Source organism: Terrabacter sp. LjRoot27 (assembly GCF_964254175.1).
GTDB lineage: Bacteria > Actinomycetota > Actinomycetes > Actinomycetales > Dermatophilaceae > Terrabacter.
Genome location: NZ_CAXUSS020000001.1, coordinates 3,496,296 through 3,520,802, shown reverse-complemented (window position 1 = coordinate 3,520,802; position 24,507 = coordinate 3,496,296). Strand labels below are relative to the sequence as shown.

The following is a 24,507-nucleotide window of genomic DNA, read 5'->3' as shown; positions in this document are numbered from 1 at the left end:
GGCCGGCGTTGACGCACGTGCGGGCCGACGGCAGCGCCCACATGGTCGACGTGTCGGCCAAGGCCGTGACCGCGCGCGAGGCCAGCGCGGCCGGACGCGTGCTGCTCAGCGCCGACGCCGTCGCGGCGCTCCGCTCGGGGAAGGTCCCCAAGGGCGACGCCCTGGCGGTCGCCCGGATCGCGGGCATCCAGGCCGTCAAGCGCACACCCGAGCTCATCCCGCTCGCGCACCCGATCGCCGTGCACGGCGTCGAGGTCGACGTGACGGTGGCCGACGACGGCGCCGACATCACGGCGACGGTGCGCACCGCCGACCGCACGGGCATCGAGATGGAGGCCCTGACCGCTGTGTCGGTCGCCGCGCTCGCGCTCATCGACATGGTCAAGGCCGTCGACAAGCACGGCCGCATCACGGACGTGCGCGTCACGGCGAAGTCCGGTGGCCGGTCGGGGGACTGGCGTGAGTGAGGGCGTGGGTGAGGGCACGACCGAGGGCATGGCCGAGGGGCCGGGAGCGGGCCGTCGCGCGGTCGTCGTCACGTCCTCGACGCGGGCCGCCGCCGGCGTCTACGCCGACAGGTCCGGTCCCGTCATCGTCGAGCGGCTCCGCGCGTGGGGCTTCGAGGTGGGCGAGCCGGTCGTCGTGGCAGACGGTGACGAGTTCGGCCTGGCGCTGCGCGAGGTCCTCGCGAGCGAGCCCGAGCTCGTGCTGACGACGGGCGGCACCGGGCTCACCCCGACCGACGTGACGCCCGAGCAGACGGCCCCCCTGCTCGACCGGATCGTCCCCGGCGTCGCCGAGGCGATCCGCGCGGCGGGCGTCGCCAAGGGGGTCCCGACGGCGATGCTCTCGCGGGGTCTCGTCGGGCTCGCCGGGCGCACCCTCGTCGCCAACCTCCCGGGGTCGCGCGGCGGCGTGGCCGACGCGCTCGACGTGCTCGAGCCGGTCCTGGGTCACGCCCTCGACCAGATCCCCGGCAGTGACCACTGACGTGGTGGCACGGATCCGACTGCGGCACTGCGTGATCCGTCCTGGGTCGAGGTCGAGGGGAGCGGCCGCATGAGGATGCCGTGGCGCCCGCACCGGGACGGTCAGGCGCGCTGGCCCGTCGTCCTGCGTGACGGCTCGTCCGAGCCGCCGATCGTGCTGCGCCCCCTGCGTCTGGACGACGAGCGCGACTGGCAGCGCGTGCGGCGGGACAACGCGGCATACGTTCAGCCGTGGGAGCCGACCCTGCCGCCGGGCTCACCGGCCCGGGCGCCGGTCTCGTTCCGGCAGTTCGTGCGCGACCTCGACACCGAGGCGCGCGCCGACCGCGCCATGCCGTGGTGCATCGAGGTCGGCGGCCGCATCGTGGGCCAGGTCCACCTCTTCGGGATCGTCCGCGCGGCGCAGCAGTCCGGCGCCGCCGGCTACTGGCTCGACGAGTCCGTCACCGGGCAGGGCATCGCGACCCGAGCCCTCGCGATGGCGGTCGACCACGCGCTCGGCGCGGGTGGGCTGCACCGCGTCGAGGTCAACATCCGGCTCGACAACCTGCCCTCGCTGCGCGTCGTCGAGCGGCTCGGCCTGCGCGACGAGGGCGTGCGAGAGCGCTTCCTCCACATCGACGGCGCGTGGCGTGACCACCGGTCCTTCGCCGTCACGACCGAGGACCTGGCCGGCTCGACCCTCACGGCTCGCCTGTCACAGGTGTAACACCAGCCTCTTGCGCGACACGCCTCGAATGTGCGAGGCCGTTACCGAACCGCGTCCTACCGTGGGTCACGTGCCAGTCAGCAGCCTCATCTTCGTCGTCATCGTGGCGATCTGGGCTGCCTATCTCGTGCAGCACTGGGCCCGCCGGCGTGAGGACGCAGCCGCGACCCGGTCGGTCGAGGGCTTCTCCGAGGCCATGCGCGTCCTCGAGAAGCGACCCGCGCTGCCGACCGTCGCGCTGAGCACCCCCAGGCCGCACTCGTACGCCGTCAAGCCCGCCAACGCCGGCCGGCCCACGGTCGACGTGAAGCGGGCCGTCCCGGCCGGCACGTCGCGCCGCCACTCGCCGCTCGTCGCCCGGCGCTCCGACGAGCGGGTCCTCGCGACCTCGCTCGCCGCCTCGGGGGCGCCGTCGGACCCGAGCCACACCGACCACGACATCGCCCCCTACGCCGAGGTGGACCGCATGCCCGAGTCAGCGCGCCCGACGAGCCACGGAGCCGAGCGACGCCCCGCGCGTCCAACGGGTCCGGCGCCCGTCCGGGTGCCGCTGGCGCAGCGCCGCCTCCGAGCGGCGCTGCTTCTCGTCGCGGTCGCGTGGCTGCCGGTCTCCGTCGTGCTGACGGTCACCGACGTCCTCATGTGGATCTCGATCCCGTTCGCCGTGCTCACCGTCGCCGCCGTGCTCGTGTGGCTGCGGGCCGAGGCCCAGGCCGACCGCCTGCGCACCGGCTCCGACGCCGAGGGACGCGCGCACGGCCGCCGGCGCGGTCGTCGCCACGACGCGCGGGACGCGGCGCGCCACAAGCCGGTCCTCTCGAGCGACGACACGCAGATCATTCGCAGCACCGGCGTGGCGACGCCGTCGGAGGGCGTCGCGGTCGCGCGGGAGTCGCAGGTCGTCGTCGCCCAGCACGTCGAGCCCGGCGTCTTCGACGTCCAGGCGCCGGTCACCGGTGAGGTGCCGGTCGCCGTGGCTGCCGTCGAGCAGCCCGCCGAGGGCAGCTGGAGTCCCGTCCCCGTGCCGCGCCCGACCTACTCGCTCAAGGCCAAGGCCGAGCCGCGCTACACCGAGTCGGGCATCCCGGCCGACGTCTTCGACACCCCCGAGTTCGCCGACGAGGCCGAGGAGCTCGACGACCGGGCCCTCTTCGCCCGTCGCGCCGTCTCCCAGTAACACCGGCTCGCTCCCGGCTCGCTCCCGGCTCCCGTAGGCCGTCGGTGTGGGGGCCGCGGCGCGCAGACGGCTCGGGACTCGGACCGTCGGTCTGGGGACCGCGGCGCGCGGCGGGCCGGCCGGGCCTTGGTACGCGTCCGGCTGGGTCCGCGCTCACGAGCGGGACCCAGCCGGAGGGCATACGACCTCGGGGTCAGGCGTTGGCCGGGGCTCCGCCGTCGTCGGCCGACGCCGCCATCTCCCGGTCGAGCTCGCCCTCGGTCTCGTCGCTGAAGAGGTGCTTGCCCACGGCGTTGAGCACCGCTGCGAAGGGAACGGCGACGAGGGCGCCGACGATGCCGGCGATGATCGAGCCGGTCGCGATCGCGAGGATGACCGCGAGCGGGTGGACGCTGACGGCCTTGCCGAGCAGGAACGGCTGGAGCACGTGCGACTCGAGCTGCTGAACGCCGATGACGACGGCGAGCATGATGAGCGCGACGCCCGGGCCGTGCGCGACGAGCGCGAGCAGGACGGCGACGGCGCCCGAGAGCAGCGCTCCGACGATCGGGATGAACGCGAGGATGAAGACGAGGATGCCGATCGCGAAGGCGAAGGGGACCTTGAGGATCGCGGCGCCGACCGAGATGCCGACCGCGTCGACGAAGGCCACGATCATCGTCGCGCGCACGAACGCCGACAGCTGGTGCCACGCGATGATGCCCGAGGAGTTGACCCGGGGGCGGGTGGCTCGCGGGAAGAGCCGCACGATCCAGCTCCAGATGCGCGGTCCTTCGTAGAGGAAGAAGAAGAGCGAGAAGAGCGCGATGAACAGGCCGGCGACGAAGTGCGTCGCCGTGAGGCCGACCGACGTCGCGGTGTCGCCGAGGTTGCCCGACTCGCTCACCTTGTCGCGGATCGTGTTGAAGTACTCGTCGAACTGCGCGTCGGTGATGTGGAAGGTCGTGCGCACCCAGTCACGGATGCGCTCGAGACCGGTGGCGACCTGGCTCGTCAGGTCGGAGAAGCCGCTGCTGAACTGCGTGCCCACGAGCGTGAAGAGCGCCCCGATGAGCAGGATCGTGCCGAGCAGCGTGATGCCGGCGGCGGCTCCCGGCTTCATCCGGCGGTGCAGCCACGTCGCGACGGGCCGCAGCAGCGCGGTCAGGAGGATGGCGATCGCCACCGGCACGACGATCTCGGAGACCGAGCGCACCGCGAGCGAGAACAGGTAGATGGCGGCGCCGATGAGCAGCAGGCGCCACGCCCAGTCGCTCGCGACCCGGATGCCGGGTGGCACGGCCGCCGCGTCGATGCCGGGCAGGTCCGCGGTCTCGTCGCGGGTGTCGGTCTGCAGGGTGTCCCTGCCGTCGTGGGTGCGGACGGGCACGGTCGCGTCGGAGGGCGTGCCAGAGGGGTCGGCATGGTTGTCGGTCACGACCACACCGTATGCTGCCGCGCCGGCCTTCCGGGGGATCGCCCCTGCTCGGCGACGTCAGGACGATGCGCGCAGGTCCCGCACCACCGTCGTCACACCTGAGGCGTCCGTGAAGGTGACGTCGCCGAAGGTCACGTACGTGGTGTTGAGCTCACCCGGGGCGCGGTAGAACGAGCTGGTCGACGAGAGTGCGATGCCGAGCAGCGCGAGACAGTCCCCGTCCTCGGCCGCCACGTGGAGGTGCTCGGTGCGGAGGATGTCGCGGCCGTGCTCGATCCCGTGGTCACGCAACCGGATCGAGTCGGACTTCACGCGATCGTCGATGCTGTCGTTCGCCCAGCTCCAGAGCCAGGTCCCCGGCCGGTGGGCGTAGCTGCCGAGGAACTGGAAGGGCGCCGTCGCCACCCGGTCGGGCCAGGTGAACGTGATGAGCCCCGTCTCCTGGTCGAAGTCGTAGCGTTCGGCCGTGCCGAGGCCCCATTCGACGTTGGCCCGCGTGGCCCGCTGTGCGAGGTCGTTGCCGAGGTTGAGCAGGTCGTTGAGCTCGCCCTCGAGGGCCTCGGTGACGACCGGGTCCGTCTGGTGGGCCGCTGTCCTGCCGGAGGCCTCCGACAGGTCGCGTGCGGCTCGGTCCTCGCGTCGTCGTAGCCATGACATGAGCGCATCCTGCCAGCGCGGCGCTGCGATGCGTACGCTCGAGAGCATGGAATCTGACGCTTCTGCCGGCTCGCCCTCCCTCGCCGTCACCGGCTCGACCGGGTGGCTCGGTGGGCTCGTCGCCCGGGAGCTCGCCGACCGAGGCGTCGCCCAGAGGCTGCTCGTGCGTGACGTGTCGCGAGCGCCCGAGCTGTCGGGTTCCGTCGCGGCTCGGTGCAGCTACCGTGACGCAGATGCCGCGCGGGCCGCACTCGAGGGCGTCGAGACCCTCTTCATGGTCTCTGCCGCCGAGAACGAGGACCGCCTGGCCGAGCACCGGGCCTTCGTCGACGCGGCCGCGGCGGCCGGCGTGCGCCACGTCGTCTACGTCTCGTTCTTCGGGGCCGCTCCGGACGCGACGTTCACGCTCGCCCGTGACCACGCCGCCACCGAGGAGCACCTGCGCGCGTCCGGCATGGCGTGGACCTTCCTGCGCGACAACCTCTACCTCGAGTTCATGGACCACATGGTCGGCGAGGACGGCGTCGTCCGCGGTCCCGCAGGAGACGGCCGGGCGGCGGTGGTCTCGCACGACGACATCGCCCGCGTCGCGGTCACCGTCCTCGTCGACCCGGTGTCGCACGCCGGAGCGACCTACGACCTGACCGGTCCCGAGGCGCTGACCTTCACGGAGATGGCTGCGGTCATCAGCGAGGTCACCGGACGCGACGTGCGCTTCCACGACGAGACGGTCGAGGAGGCTTACGCGTCCCGCGCGGTCTACGGGGCACCGGACTGGCAGGTGGACGCGTGGGTGTCGACCTACACCGCCGTCGCCGCGGGCGAGCTCGACGGCGTCAGCCGCGACGTCGAGCGGCTGACGGGTCGCCGGCCGACCTCGCTGCGCGAGTACCTCGAGGCCCAGCGCCCGTCGAGCTGATCGCGGCATCCTGCGGGTGCCGGCACCACCTCGAGCTGCCGCCCGGCTGCGGGCGCCGCGAGCGTCAGCCGACGAGGTCGGCCGTCTGCCGGGCGATGGCGAGCTCCTCGTTCGTCGGCACCACGGCGACGACGACCTTGGCCCTCTCGGGTGAGATGACGCGAGCCTGCTGGGACCGGGCGGCGTTCTGCGCCCGGTCGACCGTGATCCCGAGCTCCTCGAGGCCCTCCGTGACGCCGGCCCGCAGCGAGATGCTGTTCTCCCCGACACCGGCCGTGAAGACGAGCACGTCGATGCCGCCGAGGATCGCGAGATAGGCGCCGACGTAGTGCTTGATCCGGTGGACGACGACGTCGAACGCGAGGCGGGCGTCGGCGTCGCCCGAGGCCAGCCGTTGCTCCAGCTGGCGGAAGTCGTTGACCCCGCTGAGTCCCAGCACCCCGGACCTCTTGTTGAGCACCGTGTCGATCTCGTCGAGCGACAGCCCCGCCTCCCGGGCGAGGTATGCGTGCAGCCCGGGGTCGACGTCACCGGAGCGGGTGCCCATGACGAGCCCCTGCAGCGGCGTCAGGCCCATCGACGTGTCGACGGCCCGTCCGCCCCGCACCGCGGACGCCGAGCAGCCGTTGCCGAGGTGCAGGATCACCTGACGCAGGTCACCGAGCGGACGGCCCAGCAGGTCGGCCGTTGCCTGCGCGACGTACTGGTGCGACGTGCCGTGGAAGCCGTAGCGGCGGATCGAGTGCTTCGCGGCGAGGTCGCGGGGCACGGCATACGTCGACGCCTCGGCGGGCAGGGACGAGAAGTATGCCGTGTCGAAGACGGCGACGTGGGGCACGTCGTAGCGCTCCCGCGCAGCCTCGATCCCGATGACGGCGGCCGGGTTGTGCAGTGGCGCAAGGGTGCTCAGCTCACGGATGCGGTCCAGGACGGCGTCGTCGATGACGACCGGCTCGGAGAAGTCGGGTCCGCCGTGGACGACGCGGTGACCGACGGCCCGCAGTGGCACCTCGTCGAGGTCGATGCCGTCGTGGCGCAGGCGCGTGCTCATCACCTCGAGCGCGGCCGAGTGGTCGGCCACGCCGCTTCCCGACTCACCGATCCGTTCGACGAGTCCTCGGGCCCGCACCTCACCCGTCTCGGGCAGGAGCAGCTGGTACTTCAGCGACGAGGACCCGGCGTTGAGGACGAGGACGGGCCGCTCGTTCGTGGAACCGCTCACCGGTGCTCTCCCTGCTGCTGCGAGGTGCCCTGCGCCTGGACGGCGGTGATGGCGACCGTGTTGACGATGTCGTCGACGAGCGCACCGCGGGAGAGGTCGTTGACCGGCTTGCGCAGGCCCTGGAGCACCGGGCCGACGGCGACGGCGTGCGCGCTGCGCTGCACGGCCTTGTACGTGTTGTTGCCGGTGTTGAGGTCGGGGAAGACGAAGACCGTCGCGTGACCGGCGACGTCGGAGTCGGGCATCTTGGCCCGACCGACGACGGGGTCGATGGCGGCGTCGTACTGGATCGGCCCGGCGAGCGCGAGGTCCGGCGCCCGCCGGGACACGAGATCCGTTGCGGCACGGACCTTCTCGACCTCGGCACCCGACCCGCTCGTGCCGGTCGAGTAGGAGAGCATCGCCACCCTCGGCTCGATCCCGAACTGCTGGGCGGTCTGCGCCGAGGAGATCGCGATGTCGGCGAGCTGCTCGGCGGTCGGGTCCGGGATCACCGCGCAGTCGCCGTAGACGAGGACCCGGTCGGCGAGGCACATGAGGAAGACGCTCGAGACCGTCTTGACGCCGTCGGCCGTCTTGACGAACTCGAGCGCCGGACGGATCGTGTGCGCCGTCGTGTTGACGGCGCCTGACACCATGCCGTCGGCGAGACCGAGGTGGACCATCATCGTGCCGAAGTAGGAGATGTCGGTGACAACCTCTCGGGCGCGCTCGACGGTCATGCCCTTGTGGGCCCGCGCGGCGGCATACTCCTGCGCGAAGCGCTCCACGAGGCCGGGGTCGGTGGGGGAGACGACCGCCGCGGTGTCGAGGTCGAGGCCCAGGGCCGACCCGCGGGCGCGCACCTTCGTCTCGTCGCCGAGCAGCGTCAGCTCGGCGACCCCGCGGCGCAGCAGCACGTCGGCCGCCTCGAGGATGCGGTCGTCCTGGCTCTCGGGGAGCACGATGTGCCTGCGGTCCGAACGGGCCCGCTCCATGAGCTGGAACTCGAACATCAGGGGCGTGCGCACCTCGGAGGCCGACACGTCGATGGCCGTCAGCAGCGCTGCCTGGTCGACGCTCTCGGAGAAGAGGCGGCGAGCCGTCTCGATCTTGTTGCGCGAGCCCTTGGTCATCGGGCCACGCACCTGCATGAGCCGCTCGGCCGTGCGGAAGGTCCCGTCGTCGGTGAGGGCGATCGGGAGGTCCTGCTGCACACCGGCCGACAGCCGCGCGATCGTCTCGGGGATCGGGTAGCCACCGGTGAGGATGATCCCGGCGAGCGTCGGGAAGGTGCCGGACTGGTGCGCGAGCATGAGGCCCGGGATGAGATCGGTGCGGTCGCTCGGCGCGATGACCGTGACGTCGGGCCCGAGGCGCGCGAGGACGTTGGGCAGGCTCATCGCGGCGACGACGAGGCCGAGGCTGTCGCGGTCCATCCACGACTCGCTGCCGAGGACGAGCCGCGCCCCGATCGCGTCGGCGAGCGCCCGGAAGCTCGGTGCCGAGAGCAGCGCGTTCTCGGGGATGGCGGCCGTGACGGGGAAGGGCAGCGTCGCCAGCACCTCACGGACCTTGTCGAGGTCGGCCGGGTCGACGCGGTTGGCGACGACGGCGACGGTCTGCGCGTGGTTGGCGCGCAGCTCGGTGATGGCGCTGTCGGCGGCGACGCGGATCTGGTCGGGCGTGCGGTCGCGGCCGTGCACCACGAGCACGACGGCCGAGCCGAGGTTGGCGGCGACCCGCGCGTTGAAGGACAGCTCGGTGCCGGTCGAGACGTCGGTGTAGTCGGAGCCGAGGACGATGACGACCTCGAACCGCGCGCTCAGCGCCCCGAACCGCTCGACGATGACGTGCAGCGCCTCGTCGGGGTCCTCGTGGGCCTGGGCGTACGTGACGCCCAGCGCCTCCTCGTAGGTCTGCTCGACACCGGGCTGGCTGACGAGCATCTCGACGATGTGGTCGACCTCGTCGTGGGGACCGGTGCCGCCGAGCGTCGTCAGCGGGCGGTAGACACCCACCGACCCGACCTCGCGCAGCAGGGCGTCGAGCAGTCCGAGGGCCACGGCGGACTTGCCCGTGAGGCCCTCGGGGGAGGCGACGTAGACGCTGCGGCTCACGCCACGAACCTAGCGGTCGCGGGGCTCGCGGCGCCGCACCTCGACCGTCGGTGGCTCCCGGAGCGACTGGCCGACGACGCAGTAGCGCTCGGTCGCGGTCGCGAGCCGTTGCAGGGTGGTGTCGTCGGCGTCCGTCGAGACCTCGGCGATGACCCGGGGGGACAGCACCCCGACCGGTGCCGTCCGGTTCACGCCGAGGGTGCCGCGCGCGTCGAACCGCGACTCGGCGCGGACCTCCACGTCGCGCAGGTCGACGCCGAACGCGACGGAGACGGCGTGGAGGGTCACCCCCGCGCACGCGACGAGGGCCTCCATGAGCATGTCACCGGAGCACGCGTCGGACCCGTCGCCGCCCGCCGCCGGGTGGAGCCCGGCGCGGACCGCCCCGGCCGCGGTGCGCACCTCGACCGTGACCGGCTCGCCGAAGACGGCGCTGGCCGACAGCAGGTGCACGGCCGAGGCCGGGTCCTCGCGGTAGCGGGCCTTGAGCGGCTCCTGCGCGGCGCGCAGCTCGTCGCGGTTCACGCCGCCTCACCCGGGTGGTGCTCGGTCATGGCTGTCTCCCGTCGTCCGACGACTCTCGTGACGACACCGTATGCCGGGTGGCCGGCTGCCGGGCGGACGCGTCGACCGGCGACGCGTCGACCGGCGTGCGCCGGTTCAGGCGACCGTGGACAGACCGAGCCGCCGGACGAGGCGCACGGCGTCGTGCGGCGCGTGACCCCGGGCGTCGTTGTCGAAGTAGACGTGGACGTCGTGGCCCTCGTCGAGCCAGTCCCGGCACGTGCCGGCCCAGCGGTCGAGCGAAGCGTCCGTGTAGCCGCTCGCGTAGAGCTCGCCCTCGCCGTGCAGCCGCACGTAGCGGAAGTCGCTCGTCGCGTCGCGCATCACCGGCCAGCGGCCCGCGCTGTCGGCGACGACGAGCGCCACGCCGTGCTCGGCACAGAGGGCGCGCGCCTCGTCGGACTCGAAGCTCTCGTGACGAGGCTCGAGGGCGTGGCGCACCGGCGCCTCGACGTCGCACGTCGTCAGCACCCGGTCCTCGGCGAGCTTGTCGTCGTGGCCGGCCGCGAGCCGGGCGGCCTCGCCCGTCGAGCGTGGGAGCAGCTCGAAGAACCGGGCCAGGCGCTCCCGGTCGAAGGACAGACGTTCCGGGAGCTGCCAGAGGACCGGCCCGAGCTGGGGGCCGAGGGCGAGGACCCCGCTCGCGAAGAAGTTCGCGAGCGGGGTCTCGACGTCGCGGAGGGACTTCATGTGGGTGATGAACCGTCCACCCTTGACGGCGAGCACGACGTCGGCGGGCACGGCCGCCCGCCACGCGGCATACGAGCTCGGACGCTGGAGGGAGTAGAAGGACCCGTTCACCTCGATCGACGTCATCCGCTCGGCGGCATACGTCAGCTCGAGCCGCTGGGGGAGACCCTTCGGGTAGAAGTCGCCGCGCCACGACGGGTAGCGCCACCCGGAGACGCCGATCCATGCGTGAGGCATGCCCGTCCCTTACCCACGAGGCGTCCGCGGGCGCCCGAGATCAACGCACGTCGACGTAGGACACCTCGACGGCGTTGTTCCCGTAGCCGAGCCGGTTCCACGGCGGGACGTCCGGCTGCTCGTTGCCCGCCGCGTCGGTGGCCCTGGCGCGGATGCTGTACCGCCCCGGCTCGGTGACCTCCCACTCGTAGGACCAGCCCTGCCACTGGTGCGGGCCCCGGGGAGCCTCGACCACCGCCGGGCTCCAGGCGCCCTCGCCGGTGAAGCTCAGGTCGACGTTCGTCACCGGGCCCGTGCCCGACCAGGCCTTCCCGCGGATCACGTGGGTGCCCGGCGTGAGGACGGCTCCCGGTGCCGGGTCGGTGATGCGGGCGCGGACGCGCATCGTCGTCACCCGCTCGTGGGGACGATCCGGCCACTCGTAGACGTAGTGCCCGGTCTGGAACTCGCCCTCGAACGGCTCGGTCACGACGTCGATCCGCTTGAGCCACTTGACCGAGGCCACCGCGAACCAGCCCGGCACGACGATCCGGAAGGGCGCCCCGTGGTCGGGACCGAGCGGGCGACCGTTCATCTCGTAGGCGATGAGGATCTCCGCCGCCGGGTCGAGGGCGTGCTCGGGGGTCAGCGACCGGACGAAGGTCAGGTCGGACTTCACGGTCTGGGCGAGCACCGGGTTGAGGAGGTAGGAGCCGCTGTCGGCGCCCTCGAACCGAACCTCCACGCCGTCAGGCGCAGGCTGCGCCTGCTCGAGCACGTCGCGCAACCACGTGCCCGTCCACACGGCGGTGGAGACGGCATACGCCCCCCACGGCTCCCCGGCCGGGAGTGGCCTCGTCTCGAGCCTGCCGTTCCCCGCGCACTCGAGCGTCACGGCCCTCTCGACGGACGGCATGGCGCGCAGGTCGTCCAGCGTGAGCGTCGTGGGAGAGCCCACGGCACCACCGATCTCGAGCGTGCCGTCGTGCTCCGGCAGCGCGAAGTTGCTGCGCACGTAGTGCTGTTCCGTCGGAGTGGTGTCGCCGGTCAGCCCTTCGGGTGGCGCCTCGGCGTTGAACGGGTGTTCATGGATCATCGTCAGCGCGGAACGGGCTCGTCGGAGAGTGTCGTCAGCCAGCATGGTGGGCTCCTCGTGGATCGGGGTGTCGATCAGGGGTGTCGAGCAGGGGTGTCGAGCAGGGGTGTCGAGCAGGGGTGCCGATCGGGGCGGCGTTCAGTAGTCCGAGTCCTGGAAGTCGGGGTCCCGGTTCTCGTTGAAGGCCCCGATCCCCTCGACCCGGTCGGGGTGCACGGCGGAGCGCCAGTGGGCCTCCATCATGATCGCGACGGCCTGCTCGATCGGCTGTCCCTCACCCAGGTGAACGGCACGTTTGACGGCCTGGACGGCGGTGGGCGAGTTGCTCGCGATCTTCTCGGCGATGCCCATGGCCGAGGGCATGAGCTCCGCCGGCGGGTGCACCTCGTTGACCATCCCGATCCGGTGGGCCTCCTGTGCTGTGATCGGGTCTCCGGTCATGAGCATCTGCAGCGCCCGTCCCCGTGGCAGGAGGCGGGGGAGGAGGGCCGGCGAGCCGCCTCCGGCCGAGAGCCCGATCATGGCCTCGGGCTGTCCGAAGGTCGCGTTCTCCGACGCGATGATGAAGTCCGTGCTCTGGGCGATCTCGGACCCGCCGCCGTACGCGATCCCGTTGACCACGGCGAAGATCGGCTTGCGGAGCTGTCGGAGGGTGTAGAGCGTGCGGTCGAAGTCCTGGCGCTGCCGCAGCCACTGCTCCTTCGTCATGCTCCTTCGCTGGCGCAGGTCGCTGCCGACGGAGAACGCGCGCTCACCGGCGCCGGTGATCATGGCGACGCGGATGGAGGGTCGCACGGCGATCGTCTCGAGCACCTCGGTCAGGCGAGCGCCCATCTCGGTCGTGATGGCGTTGTCGGCGAGTGGCCTGTTCAGGGTGATCAGCGCGATGCGGTCCCCCGCCAGGTACTCGACCAGCACGGAGGGCTCCGACGCGTCCTCGTCGGGGGGAGGGGGCGCGAAGTCAAGGGCCTTCCAGCGGTCGGTGCCGGTCGTGTCGGACATGCGCTCTCCTCGGGTGTGTGCTCGGACGTCAGGTGAGCTCGGCCAGCCACCGCAGCGCTCGCAGCCCCGGGGCGAAGCAGTACTCCCCGCCCCTGGTGACCACGAAGGGCGGCACGTCCGGCAACCGTCGACGGATGGGGTGCTGCGGGATGGTGAAGGTGCCCGACCCGTCCGTCGCGCCGACGAGAGGGTCCTTCTCGGCGGGCGCGCCGATGAAGATCCCGTCGTTGAGCCACTGGGTCTTCACGAACTCGAACTGGCGCTTCAGGTGGGCTCCGGCGAAGACGAAGATGATGCCCCGGTCCTCGCCGTCGTCCTCGAGGACTCCGTCGGGCAGCATCGGGCCGTAGCTCGTTCCCCGGCGGATCATGCGGTGCAGTCGCACGTCGACGCTCATCTCGTGGTCGAGGGAGTCCCTCGGGTTCGCGCGCCGAGCATGGGCTCCGGCAGGGCACTTGAACCCTCGCAGGTCCGAGGTGTAGCCGAAGTCGTTGTTGCGCGTCGGGTCGCCGCCGAGCTCGGGGTCGTCCTCGTCGGGGGAGAGGACGAGCGGCGCGCCGCTCTGCCATCGCCCGACCATCTTGGCCCCCAGCAGGGCCTCCTCCTCCCGCGTCCTCGCCTTGTCGCGCAGGTAGCGTCGGTACGCGGCAACGCGGGTGTGCAGCTTCCTGAAGACGACGTAGGTGCCGTTGCGACCGAGGACGTCGGGGGTCGGCATCGGGGCCACGCCGCCGGTCTCGTCCGTGTAGCCGAGGATGAACTCGCCTGCCTTGATGGGCGGCTCGCCGCGGTTCGTCGGTGTTCCCAGCCCTTCCACCGCGGGCTGACCGATCCCGTCCTTGAAGCCGAACGACGTGCGTCCGGTGGGGAGCTGGTAGCAGTCCTGGCGCCAGATGACCTCGACGCCCGGGATCTCCTCGTGCGCGTGGCGGGCCCGGGCGACCACTGACTCGAGGTCGGCGGCATCGGGGGCGAGCGCCGCCAGGGCGATGTGCACGTCTCGGGTGCCCAGCGGGTGCTCCCAGTGCTCGGGGCTGCTGGCGCCCACGTCACCGAGCTCCTCGGCCCGCGCCGCCATGCCCTGCCGGAACTCGGGGGCGAAGCTGTCCAGCGACTCCTGCGGGACCCCGAGCACCTTGAGGCCTTCGTAGGTGAAGGCCACGGTCAACCAGGCGCCGGACCGCGGTTCGGTGGATGACGGGCCCGGCTCGAGGAGCGGGAGCAGCCGCCGGATGAGCTCTCTCCCGTCGGCGGGCTCGTGGATCCGGAGGAGGAGGTAGGTGCCGACGTACGGCGAGGGTCGCTCGTAGAGAGCGCCGCCCTGGATGTCGTCGATCTCGAGGGGCCCGGTGGGCCGTGCGGCCGTCTCGGCGGTTCCGGCATCCTCGGTGAGGGGCTGGCTCGGGGTCGGCGTCGGCGAGCTCATGGCCCGACCTAGATGTGGGCCGGGGGCACGGGTGGCTCCGGGTTCGGGTCGGCCAGGTACGGGAACGTCGTCGTGGCCGGCCTGGTCGCCGCATCGACGCCGTCGCTGATGACCGGCCCACGGCCGGCGTTGACGAGCAGGGTGAAGATGGTGTCCATCACGTCGTCGTTGAGGGTGCGCCCACCGCACGTGCGGTGCGACTGCCCGTTCAGCAGCGCCCGCTCGATCTCGAAGAACGTGCCGTGCTCGGCATACGGCTTGCTGACGTCGACGACGAGGAAGTCGTCGAGCATGACGCCACGGAGGGCATGCGCTCCGCTCTCGTCGACCGACCAGTCAGCCTTGCCGTCGAGGCCGTCCCAGAAGGCGAGGTTGGCATCCAGCCGAGCCCGGTAGGCGCCCTTGTAGCCCTCGGCGAGGTGGAACCCGTCCTCCATGTTGTAGAGGTCGCGGATCTCGAGGTCGCGGTTCACCGGGTCGAACTGCTTCGGTGCGAGCATGAGGTTCTTGACCTCGGGTCGGCCGACCCTCTCGATGCGGACGTTGAGGCGGCCGCGGGTGAGGGTCTCCGCGACGACGCCCACCAGAGCGACGTCGGCGCCGAGAAGGGCTGCGACGTCGAGCTCGACGACGATGCTGAGGACGTTCTTGCCGTCCAGGAAGATGGTTCCGGGCCGGGCGAAGCTGAGCTCTCCGGTGGCGATGGTCTTCAACGCGGCAGGCGCATCCATGAAGAACGGGTCCCAGCGCAGGCCGGCGAAGACGCGCAAGGGGTCGGTGGAGCCGCCACTGCGCTCGCCGGCGCGGAACGAGTGGCTGATGCCCGTCGAGGAGTGCACCACTCCGTCCTGACCGTGTGGGTCGTCCGCGTCCGGCTCGTCGAAGACGACGTCGACCGTGACCTCGCGCTCGTCGATGTCGAACAGTCGCTGTCCGGCGCCGTCTCGTGGGACGAGCTGCCGGAGGCGGAAGCGGTAGAGGAGCCCGTCCGAGAACCGGTCGTCGGGCTGGGCGAAGGGCAGCGTGTTCATGACGAGGACCAGCCGGCCGGGCCGCTGCGGGCTGGGAAAGGCGTACACGTCCGTGATGTCCGCGATGGGCTCGGCCAGCGCGCGCGGGCCGGAGATGTGGTCAGACATGGGTACGCTCCCGGCCAGGCTGTCGACTAGTCCGCGGCCACGTCGAGCAGCGGTCGCAGTGCTGGGTGCTGCAACGCCTCTGCGGCCTCGGGATCGTCGAGAACCTCCTGGAACGCGTCGTTGACCGTGAGGGCCTTCCGGATCTCCTTCACCGTGCCGCCGTAGTTGCGGGAGTAGCCACCGGCGGTCTGCTGGGCACTCAGGATGAAGTCCTTGACCGCCTGCAACGACGGGAGGCCCTCGTAGCCCACGACGTGCTGGAAGATCGAGTCGAACAGCTTGAGCGGCTTCGACGCGAAGTCCTCCATGTACGCGTCCCAGGGGCCGTCGAAGCTCGTGGCGAAGAGCAGCCGCGTGTCGTCGTCGAAGGGGACGAAGCGTGCTTCGTGGATCGAGGCGATCGGCAGGTCGTAGTCACCAGGTCGGTAGCCGGGCGCGTCCTGCAGGTCCCGCAGGGCCTGACGGAGAGCCTCGGCGTGTCCCGGCCTCACGTGGAAGAAGAGGCTGAACTCGCTGGTGGGACCGACGCTGACGCCCGGCCGAGAGCTTGCGTCGGAACCCATCGCTGCTGCCTCCCTGTCGTGTGGTGTGCGGCGGACGTCGGGCTGCCCCGAGCGGACTGTGTCATCCGGTCCACGCGCCGCTCGGGGCCCCACGTGAGCCCTCCCACCACGTCCCACGGTCACGGTTTCGCCCGGGGTGAACATCACCCCAAAAGGATGAAAGACCTCGCGGGCGACGGCATCGGACACCGCCACGGCGTGGACGTGAGGTCGTGGACGGGGCCCGGGGCCGGCCGTCGCGGCCGGAAATCGTCGGGACGGTTCACCCTCAGCGGCTGAGGCACCATCACGACGCCGTGGGCAGGCTGGGGTCAACGGCGCACGTCAGCGCCCTGATCACCGCCACACCGCACCGAGGGGACTGACATGGACAACATCACGACCAACTTCTGGGACGTCCTGCTGTGGAGCTTCTGGTTCTTCATCTGGATCGCCGCGATCACCGTGTGGTTCCGGTGCATCTTCGACCTCTTCCGCGACCGCGAGCTCAGCGGCTGGGGCAAGGCGGGGTGGGCCGTCCTGCTCATCCTCGTGCCCTGGCTCGGCGCCCTCATCTACCTCATCGCCCGCGGCCGCAGCATGACCGAGCGGCAGATCGCGGAGATGGCCCAGATGAAGGCCCAGCAGGACGAGTACATCCGCCAGGCTGCCGGCTCGCAGGCCACCGAGAGCCCTGCGGCGCAGATCGCCAGCGCCAAGGGACTGTTCGACTCCGGGACCATCACCCAGGACGAGTTCGACGCGCTCAAGGCCAAGGCGCTGGCCTGACGGGAGAGGGCCGAAATGCCGCCGCTGCCCGGCCCGTCCGACACCTGCGACCGCACGGACGTCGCCGGCCGAGAAGCCGGCGCGGGTCGCTGGGGTCGGGCCCGCGCCGGGGGGTGCGCGGTGGCGTTGGTCCTGGCCCTCGGTGCCTGCAGCAACGAGACGGCACTGCCCGACGCGCGGGTGTCCGTCAAGGAGCAGGCACTCGCGCAGGCCCGGACGGACGCCGCGGCCGCATCGGCGCACTTCTGCACCACCGCGGCTGACTACGTCACGGCCGTCGACCGCTACGGGGACGTGCTGACGGCGACGGCCCCGACGGTCGGGGACGTCCAGACGGCAGGTGCCGACCTCGAGCAGCCTCGCGCGGACGCGACCGCGGCCGCCACGGCCGCGGTCGACGCCCAGGCTGCGGTGGTGACGGCGGAGCAGGAGCTGGCAGCCGCCCGGGCAGCTGCGGCCTCGGCGAACACCACCGCCGGATCCTCGACGAGCTCCACGACGCCGGCGACGAGCCAGAGTCCGGCGCCCACGGTGCCGCCGACCACGGTGAACCGGGTCAAGCAGGCCGACACCGAGTTCACGGCGGCTCAGGAAGGCCTCTCGGCCCAGACGCCCCTGCGCCAGGCCGCCCAGCAGTTCAACGCCGCCGCGGTGGCGCTCGAGATGTCGTGGCTGGCCCTGTTCGCCGACGCCGGCTGCCTCACCGACGAGGCGGAGAAGTCCGCCCAGAAGGCCGTGCACGACTACACGGCGACACTGCAGAAGTCCCTCAAGGACGCCGGGTACTTCTCCGGCACGGTCGACGGCGTCTACGGTCCGTCGACGGTCGACGCGGTGCAGGCGCTCCAGAAGGCCCACGGCCTCCCGGTCACCGGCACCGTCGACAAGGCGACGCAGGAGGCACTCTCGTCCGACCTGCAGGCCAAGGGCGGTGCAGCCGCGCAGGAGGAGCTCGCGTCGACAGCAGCCGTGCAGCAGACCCTCAAGCTCGCCGGCTTCTGGGACGGCCCCGTCGACGGGCGGTGGACGCCTGCCCTGACGGAGGCGCTCGAGGAGTTCCAGACCGAGCTCGACGTCCCTGCCACCGGGACGGTCGACGCCGCCACGGTCGCCGCGCTCGAGAAGGCCATCGCCGAGGCCGGCACGCCGACGCCCTCACCGAGTCCCTCGCGGTCAGCCACGCCGCCGGCGCCGGAGCCGTCCACGTCGACACCGAAGGCGTCCACGACGTCCTAGTGGCGGTGCTTTCCCGGCACCGGGCGCCGCCGATCCACCACGATCCACGCGGTGCCTGTCGATTGTGTATGCCGGTCGGCGTGGTGTTATCGTTCCTTCGCACCAAGGGGCTGTGGCGCAGTTGGTAGCGCGTCTCGTTCGCAATGAGAAGGTCAGGGGTTCGAATCCCCTCAGCTCCACAACAGAAGAAGGACCCGGCACGCTTTTCGCCGGGTCCTTCTTCATGTTCTGGATATGTATGGGGGGGATTCGGGAGAAGCCGGAGCGAAGCGGAGGCGACGGCTCCCCTCAGCTCCACAACAGAAGAAGGACCCGGCACGCTTTTCGCCGGGTCCTTCTTCATGTTTCTGGAGCGTCGACGCCCGCGGCTCAGCGCCCGGCGTCGACCCGGGGGCGTTCGGCTGCCCCGACGGCCTGCTCGCGGTCGAGGTAGGTGTCGCGTCCGTTGCCGAGGCAGAGGACGTAGACGACGAGCGAGGCGGCGATGACGACGGTGACGTACAGCGCGAACGTGCCGACCGCGTCGTTCTTCTTGGCAGCCTCGTAGAGCAGGGGAGCGGTGCCGCCGAAGGCCGAGTTCGCGACGGCGTAGCCGAAGCCGACACCGAGGGCTCGGATGTGCGCGGGGAAGAGCCCGGCCTTCACGACGGCGTTGATCGACGTGTAGCCGGTGAGCACGACGTAGGCCGCCACGAGCATCCCGAAGCTGGCCCAGGGGTTGGTCACCGACGGCAGCGTGGTGATGAAGAGGTAGCTGAACAGGGTGCCGCCGACGCCGAAGAAGAGCAGCAGCGCCTTGCGGCCCACCCGGTCGCTGACGGCCCCGCCGATGGGCTGCAGGAGCATGAGCACGACGAGCGCGGCGAGGTTGACCCACGTGGCGGTCATGCCCTGGTCGGCGTACGCGGCCTTGACGGTCGTCGGCCCGTTGACGCTGTAGGTGTAGAAGGCGAGGGTTCCGCCGACCGTGACGAGGAAGCAGACGGCGAGCTCCTTGGGGTAGCGGCGCAGCAGCTCGCCCATCGAGCCGGACCGGCGCGCGTCCTCGCCGGCCGCGACCTGCAGCGACTCGTCCATCGAGGAGCGCAGCCACAGCACGACGACGGCGGCGACGGCGCCGAAGGCGAAGGCGATCCGCCACCCGTACTGGCTGATCTGCTCGTCGGTGAGGACCGACTGCTGGAGCAGCAGCATGCACTGGGCGAGGACGTGGCCGCCGACGAGGGTGACGTACTGGAAGGAGGAGAAGAAGCCGCGGCGCTCCGGCGTGGCCGCCTCGGACATGTACGTCGCGGACGTGCCGTACTCGCCGCCGGTCGCGAAGCCCTGGACGAGGCGGCAGAGCACGAGCACGACGACGGCCCAGCCGCCGATCGTCGCCGCGGTCGGGGCGAGGGCGATGGCCAGCGACGCGAGGGCCATGACGCTGACGCTCGTGACGAGGGCGGGGCGCCGACCGTGGCGGTCGGCGAAGCGGCCGAAGAACCACGACCCGATCGGTCGCATGAGGAAGGTGACGGCGAAGATCGCCATCGTGTAGATGCCGGCGTTGGGCTCGTCACCGCCGAAGAAGTGCTCCTCGAAGTACTTGGCGAAGACGGTGTAGACGTACACGTCGTACCACTCGACGAGGTTGCCGAGGGACCCCCGGACCGTGTTGAGCACGGCGCGACGCGTCGACGTCGGCCGTTGGGTCGTTGCCACCGGGGTGTCCATCAGGGCTCTCCTCGAGGTCGTTCGGCGCGTCTGCGCACCGGATCGACCATCGACGCTAGGGGCCCGAGGGGCGGGTGTCGCGCTGGGAGCGTCGTCTTGACCAAGACTTTGCGTCCCGAGGGCGGGTCAGACCCAGCTGGGGAACCACATCCGGGCCTGCCACTCCGAGAGCGGGATGACGTCGGCGACGTAGATCGGGTGGAAGAACGCGAAGAGACCGATCGTGACGAGCACGAAGGCGCCCATGACGCCGTATCCGATGCGGCGCCGGAGCAGCGACGACTCACGGCCGCCGATGACGAGCCCGAGGACGTACACGCAGGCGAGCACGACCCACGGCACGAACGCGACCTCGTAGAACGAGTAGATCGTCCGGTTGCCGAGGAAGAACCACGGCAGGTAGCCGGCGAAGAGCCCGCAGAGGATCGCACCGGCACGCCAGTCGCGGCGCAGCGCCCACATGAAGAGCAGCACGAAGATCGCGAGCGTCGCGCCCCACCAGATCGAGACGGTGCCGATCGAGGTGATCGCCTTGCTGCACTGCTCCACGACGCACCCGTCGGCGCCCTTCTTCGGTCCTTCGTAGAAGAACGACGTGGGGCGCCCCTGGATGAGCCAGGACCACGGGTTGGTCTGGTACGGGTGCGAGCTCGTGATCGCCTGCGTCGAGGCGTACATCTGCTGGTGGTAGGCCCACAGCGAGCGCCACCAGTCGGGCAGCCAGCCGTGGTCGGTGTCGGGGTTGTTCTGCGCCCACGTGCGGAACGAGCCGCCCTTGGTGAGGATCCAGCCGGTCCAGCTCGCGACGTACGTGACGACGGCGGTGACGACGAGCTGCACGAACGCGTACGGCCCGTCCTTGACGATGCCGCCGGCCGACCAGCCGCGCACGCCTGCGGCGCGGCGGGCCCCGAGGTCCCAGAGGACGGTGAGGAGCCCGAAGAAGACGAGGAAGTAGAGGCCCGACCACTTCACCCCGGCCGAGAGGCCGAGCATGATGCCGGCGACCCAGCGCCAGGGTCGCCAGCCGAGCCACGGTCCCATCCACGACGTCGCGGCCCGGGCGCGGTCACCGACCTTCCGGGCCAGCACCTCGCGCGCCTTGTCGCGGTCGATGAGCAGGGCGCCGAAGGCGGCGAGCCCGAAGAACATGACGAAGATGTCGAGCAGCCCGGTGCGCGAGTGGACGAAGTGGTGGCCCTCGAAGGCGAGGAGCGCGGCTGCGACGGTGCCGAGCAGGTCGGAGCGGAAGAGCCGGCGCGCGATCCGGCCGAGCATGAAGATCGAGATGGTGCCGGCGAGCGCGACGGCGAAGCGCCAGCCGAAGGAGTTGAGGATCCCGAACGGCGCCTCGCCCCAGCCGATGAGCCACTTGCCGACGGGCGGGTGGACGACGAAGTCGCCCTCGGTGCCGTAGACCATCGGGTCGTTGGCGGTGAAGTGCTGGTCGACCTGGTTGGCCTGCTGCAGCACGTCGTCGTTCTTCATCTCGAACCAGAACAGGACCATCGACCAGCCCTGCTTGACGTAGTACGTCTCGTCGAAGATCAGCTGGTGCGGCGCGCCGACGTGCCAGAAGCGCATGATGCCGCCGACGAGCATGAAGAAGAGCGGTCCGGCCCAGCCGAGCCAGGCGACGCGGCCCGCGGTGCGGCGGGTCAGCCGGAAGTCGTCGGCCGGGTCCCCGAGCAGGCGAGCGCGCACCTGTCTGGCCGAGTTCATGGGCGACATCGTATGCAGTGTGGCTGGGTGGGCCGTGCAGCGCTCCGGCGGCGGCCCGTGGGGCCCGTCAGATCGAGACCCCGCGCGCCTGCAGCACGGAGTAGCCGACGAAGGCCACCGTGTCGAGCACCGCGTGGCAGACGACGAGCGGCATGACGCGCCGGGTGCGCACGAAGACGAGACCGAGCACGAGGCCCATGACGATGTTGCCGGCGAAGCCGCCGAAGCCCTGGTAGAGGTGGTAGCTGCCGCGGATCACGGCCGACAGCCCGATGATGAGCGGCCACGACCACCCGGTCTGGCGCCACCTCGTGAAGAGGTAGCCGACCATGACGACCTCCTCGATGAGGGCGTTCTCGACGGCCGCGAGGACGAGCACGGGTGCCGACCACCACACCGCCTCGAGGTTGGCCGCCGAGACCTGGGTGTTGATGCCGATCGCCTTGGCGAGGAAGTAGAAGCCGAGCCCCGGGATGCCGATGACGGCGGCGAGGCCCAGGCCGCGGAGCAGGTCACGGCCGGGCTCACGTCGGTCGAGGCCGACGAAGTGGCCGGCGCGCACGTCGACCGCAGGCCTGCGGACGTGGTTCAGCAGGTAGAGCGCGAGGGCCACGGCGACGAGCGGCAGGACGATGCCCGCGAGCTGGTAGGCGAGGTCGAGCCAGGGACGCCCGGGCGTGGCCGACTGGTTCATCGCCGTCGTCTGCTGCGACAGCGGCACCGGGCGGGTCAGCTTCTCGATGATGCTGAGCACGGCGTAGACCGCCGACGACCCGAGGCTGACCCCGAGGACGAGGACCGTCTCCCACCGGAGGTCCCGCCTCGCGGCCGGGTCGGTGACGGGCGACGGGTCGCGTGGTGACGGCCGGGACAGGAACCGCGCGAGGGCGCTGCCGCCCGTGGAGGGGGCCTCGGTCGCAGCCGCGCCGGCGTCGCTCGACATGGCGTCACTGTAGCCGCGCGGCCGACTCGGCCCGCGGGGGTGACGCCCGCCGTAGTGTCGTTGCATGTCGTTGCTGACGGGCTGGGCGCGCGGGGAGTTCGCCGCGGACGGCTTCGCCTACCCCGTCTACGAGCGCGGCGAGGGGCCGGGGATCGTCGTCGTCCACGAGAGCCCGGGCCTGACCCCGGAGGTCATCGAGCTCGGTGACGAGCTCGTCGAGGACGGCTTCACGGTGACGATGCCGCACCTGTTCGGCTCGTCGCACGCACCGCCGCACACCTGGGAGGCGCTGCGAGTCGTCCCGCGCCTCTGTGTCACTCGCGAGTTCACGATGTTCGTGACCGGCCGTACCGCCCCCCTCGCCGGGTGGCTGCGTGCCCTCGCGCGGGACCTGCACGCCCGCGCGGGCGGCCCCGGCGTGGGGGCGATCGGGATGTGCGTCACCGGCGGTTTCGCGCTCGCGATGATGGTCGACCCCGTCGTGGTCGCACCCGTCGTCGCCCAGCCGGCGACACCGCTGCCGCTCGGACGGCGGCGTGCCGCGGACATCAACCTCGCGCCCGCTGACCTCGAGGCGGTGCGGCGTCGCGTCGCCCAGGGGTGCCCCGTGCTCGGCGTCCGGTACCGCGGTGACTGGGCCACGGGGACGCGGTTCGAGACATTGCGTCGTGAGCTCGGCGACGGCTTCATCGCCGTGGAGCTCGACGGCCACGACCACGCGACGCTCACGGACCACAAGCACCCTGAGGCCGTCACCGCCGTCCGTGGGTTCTTCCGGACGCGTCTCCTTCCGCCGGACTGACCTGAGTCCAGGACGAAACTGGTTGGCGCACAAGGTCGGTGACGGCATACGGTCTCGGCATGTCCTCCGCCCTCCGCGTCGTCCTGCGCTCCCGACTGACGGCGGCGATGCGCGAGCGCGACCGCGCTGCAGTGAGTGTGCTGCGCAGTGCCGTCGCCGCGATCGAGAACGCCGAGGCCGTCCCGCCCGACGTGGGCAGCGCCGTCACGACGTCTGCGGACGTCGCTGGCGCTGCCGTCGGGCTCGGGGTGACGGAGGCGGAGCGGCGCCGGCTCGACGACGCCACCGAGCGCTCCATCGTCGTCGCCGAGGTGCGCTCGCTCGCCGAGGCCGAGGTGGCGTATGCCGCCGCGGGCCAGCCGGATCGGGCGCGGGACGCGGCGGCGGGGGCCGCACTCCTGAGCGCCGTTCTCGACGAGGTGGGTGGCGTCGCGGGCTGAGGCCCGTCGTCCACAGGACCGGTGCACAAGCTGTGCACCGACGCGTCCGTCCGGTGGAGAAGCGCCCCCGTGCTGTGGACGACACGCCGTCCGCCTGTGGAGGGCGGAAATGTTTGGTGAAAGCCCTTGCGGACCTCCTCGGGGCGGGATAGAAATCTCTCACGCCCTCCCCTCGGGGAGAGCGGGACAACTCGGAGACGAGGGTCCACACGGTGGGGCAACCCACTGCGGCAGCCGGGTGACGAGGCGGCCGGGACCGGAGACGACGAGACGTCGATCGGGAGCGTCACCATCGACCGATCAACCAGAAGGGCCCTTGAGACTCATACTCCCAAGGGCCCTTCGCCTTTGTCCTGCAAGCGTTCTCGCTGTCAGACCTCGGCCGTCGCCGACGGACGCCAGGGCGTGAGCCACGGGGTCTCGGGCCATCCCTCGCGTGCGGCCACGAGCTCGTACGTCGTCGCGCCGTCGATCGACTCGCGGACGATGTCGGCGTGCCCGGCGTGACGGGCGAGCTCCTCGACGAGGTGCATGGCGACCCAGCGCACCGACCACGCCTCGACGTCGCGGGGGAACCACGGGGCGTCGCGCGGCACGGGCACCGCGGCGCCGAGGTCGGCGCGACGCAGCACCTCGCGGGTCACGTCCCCCTGGGCTGCGAGAGCGGCCAGGAGGGACTCGAGGGTGTCGCCGTCGGTGACGCGGAAGTCGTCTCCCCAGGCGGTGGCCTGCTCTTCGAGGGACTGCTCCGGCGGAGCGGGTGCCTCTGGAGCGGCGGCCATCCGTTCGGTCCAGCCGCGCTCGCAAGTGGTGACGTGCTTGACGAGTCCGCCGATGCTGAGGGTGCCGGCGGTCGGTGCGAGGCGGATCTGCTCCTCGGTGAGGCCGTAGGCGACGGTGGCGAAGGCGTCGCGCTGCTGGTCGAGGTAGGCGATGAGGCTCTCGCGCTCGTCGGCGACGGGTGGCACGTGTGCGGGCATGAGTCGTTGCTCCTG

At 71.5% G+C, this 24,507-nt stretch carries 24 protein-coding genes and 1 tRNA gene; 10 read left to right on the top strand and 15 right to left on the bottom strand.

The window, feature by feature from the left end; translation table 11 throughout:
• The first annotated feature begins 41 nt into the window (after positions 1–41).
• The 4 genes from moaC (at position 42) to ACSQ2D_RS16210 (ending at position 2,875) form a co-directional block, all read left to right on the top strand.
• Positions 42–467 (top strand): cyclic pyranopterin monophosphate synthase MoaC, encoded by a 426-nt coding sequence (gene moaC, locus ACSQ2D_RS16225; protein WP_435987866.1) that lies wholly within the window; start codon positions 42–44, stop codon positions 465–467.
• A gap of 28 nt (positions 468–495) precedes the next feature.
• On the top strand, positions 496–990 hold the full coding sequence (locus ACSQ2D_RS16220; RefSeq protein ID WP_435987865.1) for a MogA/MoaB family molybdenum cofactor biosynthesis protein: 495 nt from the start codon (positions 496–498) through the stop codon (positions 988–990).
• A gap of 69 nt (positions 991–1,059) precedes the next feature.
• Positions 1,060–1,698 carry a GNAT family N-acetyltransferase gene (locus tag ACSQ2D_RS16215; RefSeq protein WP_435986963.1) on the top strand — a complete coding sequence of 213 codons (639 nt, stop codon included), beginning with the start codon at positions 1,060–1,062 and terminating at the stop codon, positions 1,696–1,698.
• A gap of 70 nt (positions 1,699–1,768) precedes the next feature.
• The gene (locus ACSQ2D_RS16210; RefSeq protein ID WP_435986962.1) at positions 1,769–2,875 is read left to right on the top strand and encodes a hypothetical protein; all 1,107 of its coding nucleotides are present in this window, start codon (positions 1,769–1,771) and stop codon (positions 2,873–2,875) included.
• 193 nt (positions 2,876–3,068) lie between these two features.
• On the opposite strand, the gene ACSQ2D_RS16205 is transcribed toward ACSQ2D_RS16210, so the two are convergent.
• Both ACSQ2D_RS16205 and ACSQ2D_RS16200 read right to left on the bottom strand, forming a co-directional pair.
• Positions 3,069–4,292, bottom strand: a complete 1,224-nt coding sequence (locus ACSQ2D_RS16205) for an AI-2E family transporter (protein WP_435986961.1) — start codon at positions 4,290–4,292, stop codon at positions 3,069–3,071.
• 57 nt (positions 4,293–4,349) lie between these two features.
• Positions 4,350–4,997, bottom strand: coding sequence for a DUF6882 domain-containing protein (locus ACSQ2D_RS16200; RefSeq protein WP_435986960.1), 648 nt, complete (start codon positions 4,995–4,997; stop codon positions 4,350–4,352).
• Here ACSQ2D_RS16200 and ACSQ2D_RS16195 point away from each other — a divergent pair.
• Positions 4,996–5,868, top strand: a complete 873-nt coding sequence (locus ACSQ2D_RS16195) for an SDR family oxidoreductase (protein WP_435986959.1) — start codon at positions 4,996–4,998, stop codon at positions 5,866–5,868. The two genes, ACSQ2D_RS16200 and ACSQ2D_RS16195, sit on opposite strands and share 2 nt — an antisense overlap.
• Positions 5,869–5,932: 64 nt before the next feature.
• Here the strand turns inward: ACSQ2D_RS16195 and ACSQ2D_RS16190 are convergent, their stop codons facing one another.
• The 9 genes from ACSQ2D_RS16190 to ACSQ2D_RS16150 all read right to left on the bottom strand — a co-directional run bounded on the left by ACSQ2D_RS16190 (position 5,933) and on the right by ACSQ2D_RS16150 (position 15,885).
• Complete coding sequence (locus tag ACSQ2D_RS16190; RefSeq protein WP_435986958.1) at positions 5,933–7,090, bottom strand: acetate/propionate family kinase; 1,158 nt, start codon at positions 7,088–7,090, stop codon at positions 5,933–5,935.
• A complete protein-coding gene (gene pta, locus ACSQ2D_RS16185; protein WP_435986957.1) occupies positions 7,087–9,189 on the bottom strand; it encodes a phosphate acetyltransferase in 2,103 nt (700 codons plus the stop codon). Before pta ends, ACSQ2D_RS16190 begins: the two co-directional genes overlap by 4 nt.
• Before the next feature lie 9 nt (positions 9,190–9,198).
• Positions 9,199–9,714 carry an OsmC family protein gene (locus ACSQ2D_RS16180; protein ID WP_435986956.1) on the bottom strand — a complete coding sequence of 172 codons (516 nt, stop codon included), beginning with the start codon at positions 9,712–9,714 and terminating at the stop codon, positions 9,199–9,201.
• 135 nt (positions 9,715–9,849) lie between these two features.
• Positions 9,850–10,680 carry a DUF72 domain-containing protein gene (locus ACSQ2D_RS16175; protein WP_435986955.1) on the bottom strand — a complete coding sequence of 277 codons (831 nt, stop codon included), beginning with the start codon at positions 10,678–10,680 and terminating at the stop codon, positions 9,850–9,852.
• A gap of 40 nt (positions 10,681–10,720) precedes the next feature.
• Positions 10,721–11,800: a sulfite oxidase gene (locus ACSQ2D_RS16170; RefSeq protein ID WP_435986954.1), complete on the bottom strand. Its 1,080-nt coding sequence runs from the start codon at positions 11,798–11,800 to the stop codon at positions 10,721–10,723.
• A 93-nt stretch (positions 11,801–11,893) separates the two neighbouring features.
• Positions 11,894–12,757 carry an enoyl-CoA hydratase/isomerase family protein gene (locus ACSQ2D_RS16165; protein ID WP_435986953.1) on the bottom strand — a complete coding sequence of 288 codons (864 nt, stop codon included), beginning with the start codon at positions 12,755–12,757 and terminating at the stop codon, positions 11,894–11,896.
• Positions 12,758–12,785: 28 nt separating this feature from the next.
• The gene (locus ACSQ2D_RS16160) at positions 12,786–14,183 is read right to left on the bottom strand and encodes a Dyp-type peroxidase (protein WP_435986952.1); all 1,398 of its coding nucleotides are present in this window, start codon (positions 14,181–14,183) and stop codon (positions 12,786–12,788) included.
• Positions 14,184–14,191: 8 nt separating this feature from the next.
• Entirely contained in the window at positions 14,192–15,322 is a 1,131-nt protein-coding gene (locus ACSQ2D_RS16155; protein WP_435986951.1) for a DUF4331 family protein, read from the bottom strand.
• 26 nt (positions 15,323–15,348) lie between these two features.
• On the bottom strand, positions 15,349–15,885 hold the full coding sequence (locus ACSQ2D_RS16150) for a hypothetical protein (RefSeq protein ID WP_435986950.1): 537 nt from the start codon (positions 15,883–15,885) through the stop codon (positions 15,349–15,351).
• 366 nt (positions 15,886–16,251) lie between these two features.
• Between ACSQ2D_RS16150 and ACSQ2D_RS16145 the strand changes: the two genes are divergently transcribed.
• From ACSQ2D_RS16145 to ACSQ2D_RS16135, 3 genes are all read left to right on the top strand, one after another.
• Entirely contained in the window at positions 16,252–16,653 is a 402-nt protein-coding gene (locus ACSQ2D_RS16145) for a PLDc N-terminal domain-containing protein (RefSeq protein ID WP_435986949.1), read from the top strand.
• A gap of 15 nt (positions 16,654–16,668) precedes the next feature.
• Positions 16,669–17,889, top strand: coding sequence for a peptidoglycan-binding domain-containing protein (locus ACSQ2D_RS16140; protein WP_435986948.1), 1,221 nt, complete (start codon positions 16,669–16,671; stop codon positions 17,887–17,889).
• Positions 17,890–17,995: 106 nt separating this feature from the next.
• Positions 17,996–18,068 (top strand) — tRNA-Ala (locus tag ACSQ2D_RS16135).
• A gap of 190 nt (positions 18,069–18,258) precedes the next feature.
• Here the strand turns inward: ACSQ2D_RS16135 and ACSQ2D_RS16130 are convergent.
• From ACSQ2D_RS16130 to ACSQ2D_RS16120, 3 genes are all read right to left on the bottom strand, one after another.
• A complete protein-coding gene (locus ACSQ2D_RS16130) occupies positions 18,259–19,605 on the bottom strand; it encodes an MFS transporter (protein WP_435986947.1) in 1,347 nt (448 codons plus the stop codon).
• A 126-nt stretch (positions 19,606–19,731) separates the two neighbouring features.
• Positions 19,732–21,327, bottom strand: a complete 1,596-nt coding sequence (locus tag ACSQ2D_RS16125; RefSeq protein ID WP_435986946.1) for a dolichyl-phosphate-mannose--protein mannosyltransferase — start codon at positions 21,325–21,327, stop codon at positions 19,732–19,734.
• Positions 21,328–21,394: 67 nt separating this feature from the next.
• Positions 21,395–22,270 (bottom strand): CPBP family intramembrane glutamic endopeptidase, encoded by an 876-nt coding sequence (locus ACSQ2D_RS16120; protein WP_435986945.1) that lies wholly within the window; start codon positions 22,268–22,270, stop codon positions 21,395–21,397.
• Between the two features lie 64 nt (positions 22,271–22,334).
• On the opposite strand from ACSQ2D_RS16120, the gene ACSQ2D_RS16115 reads away from it, so the two are divergent.
• A complete protein-coding gene (locus ACSQ2D_RS16115; RefSeq protein ID WP_435986944.1) occupies positions 22,335–23,072 on the top strand; it encodes a dienelactone hydrolase family protein in 738 nt (245 codons plus the stop codon).
• Between the two features lie 59 nt (positions 23,073–23,131).
• The gene (locus ACSQ2D_RS16110; RefSeq protein ID WP_435986943.1) at positions 23,132–23,512 is read left to right on the top strand and encodes a hypothetical protein; all 381 of its coding nucleotides are present in this window, start codon (positions 23,132–23,134) and stop codon (positions 23,510–23,512) included.
• A gap of 371 nt (positions 23,513–23,883) precedes the next feature.
• Here the strand turns inward: ACSQ2D_RS16110 and ACSQ2D_RS16105 are convergent, their stop codons facing one another.
• Positions 23,884–24,492, bottom strand: a complete 609-nt coding sequence (locus tag ACSQ2D_RS16105) for a DinB family protein (RefSeq protein WP_435986942.1) — start codon at positions 24,490–24,492, stop codon at positions 23,884–23,886.
• Positions 24,493–24,507: the final 15 nt, after the last annotated feature.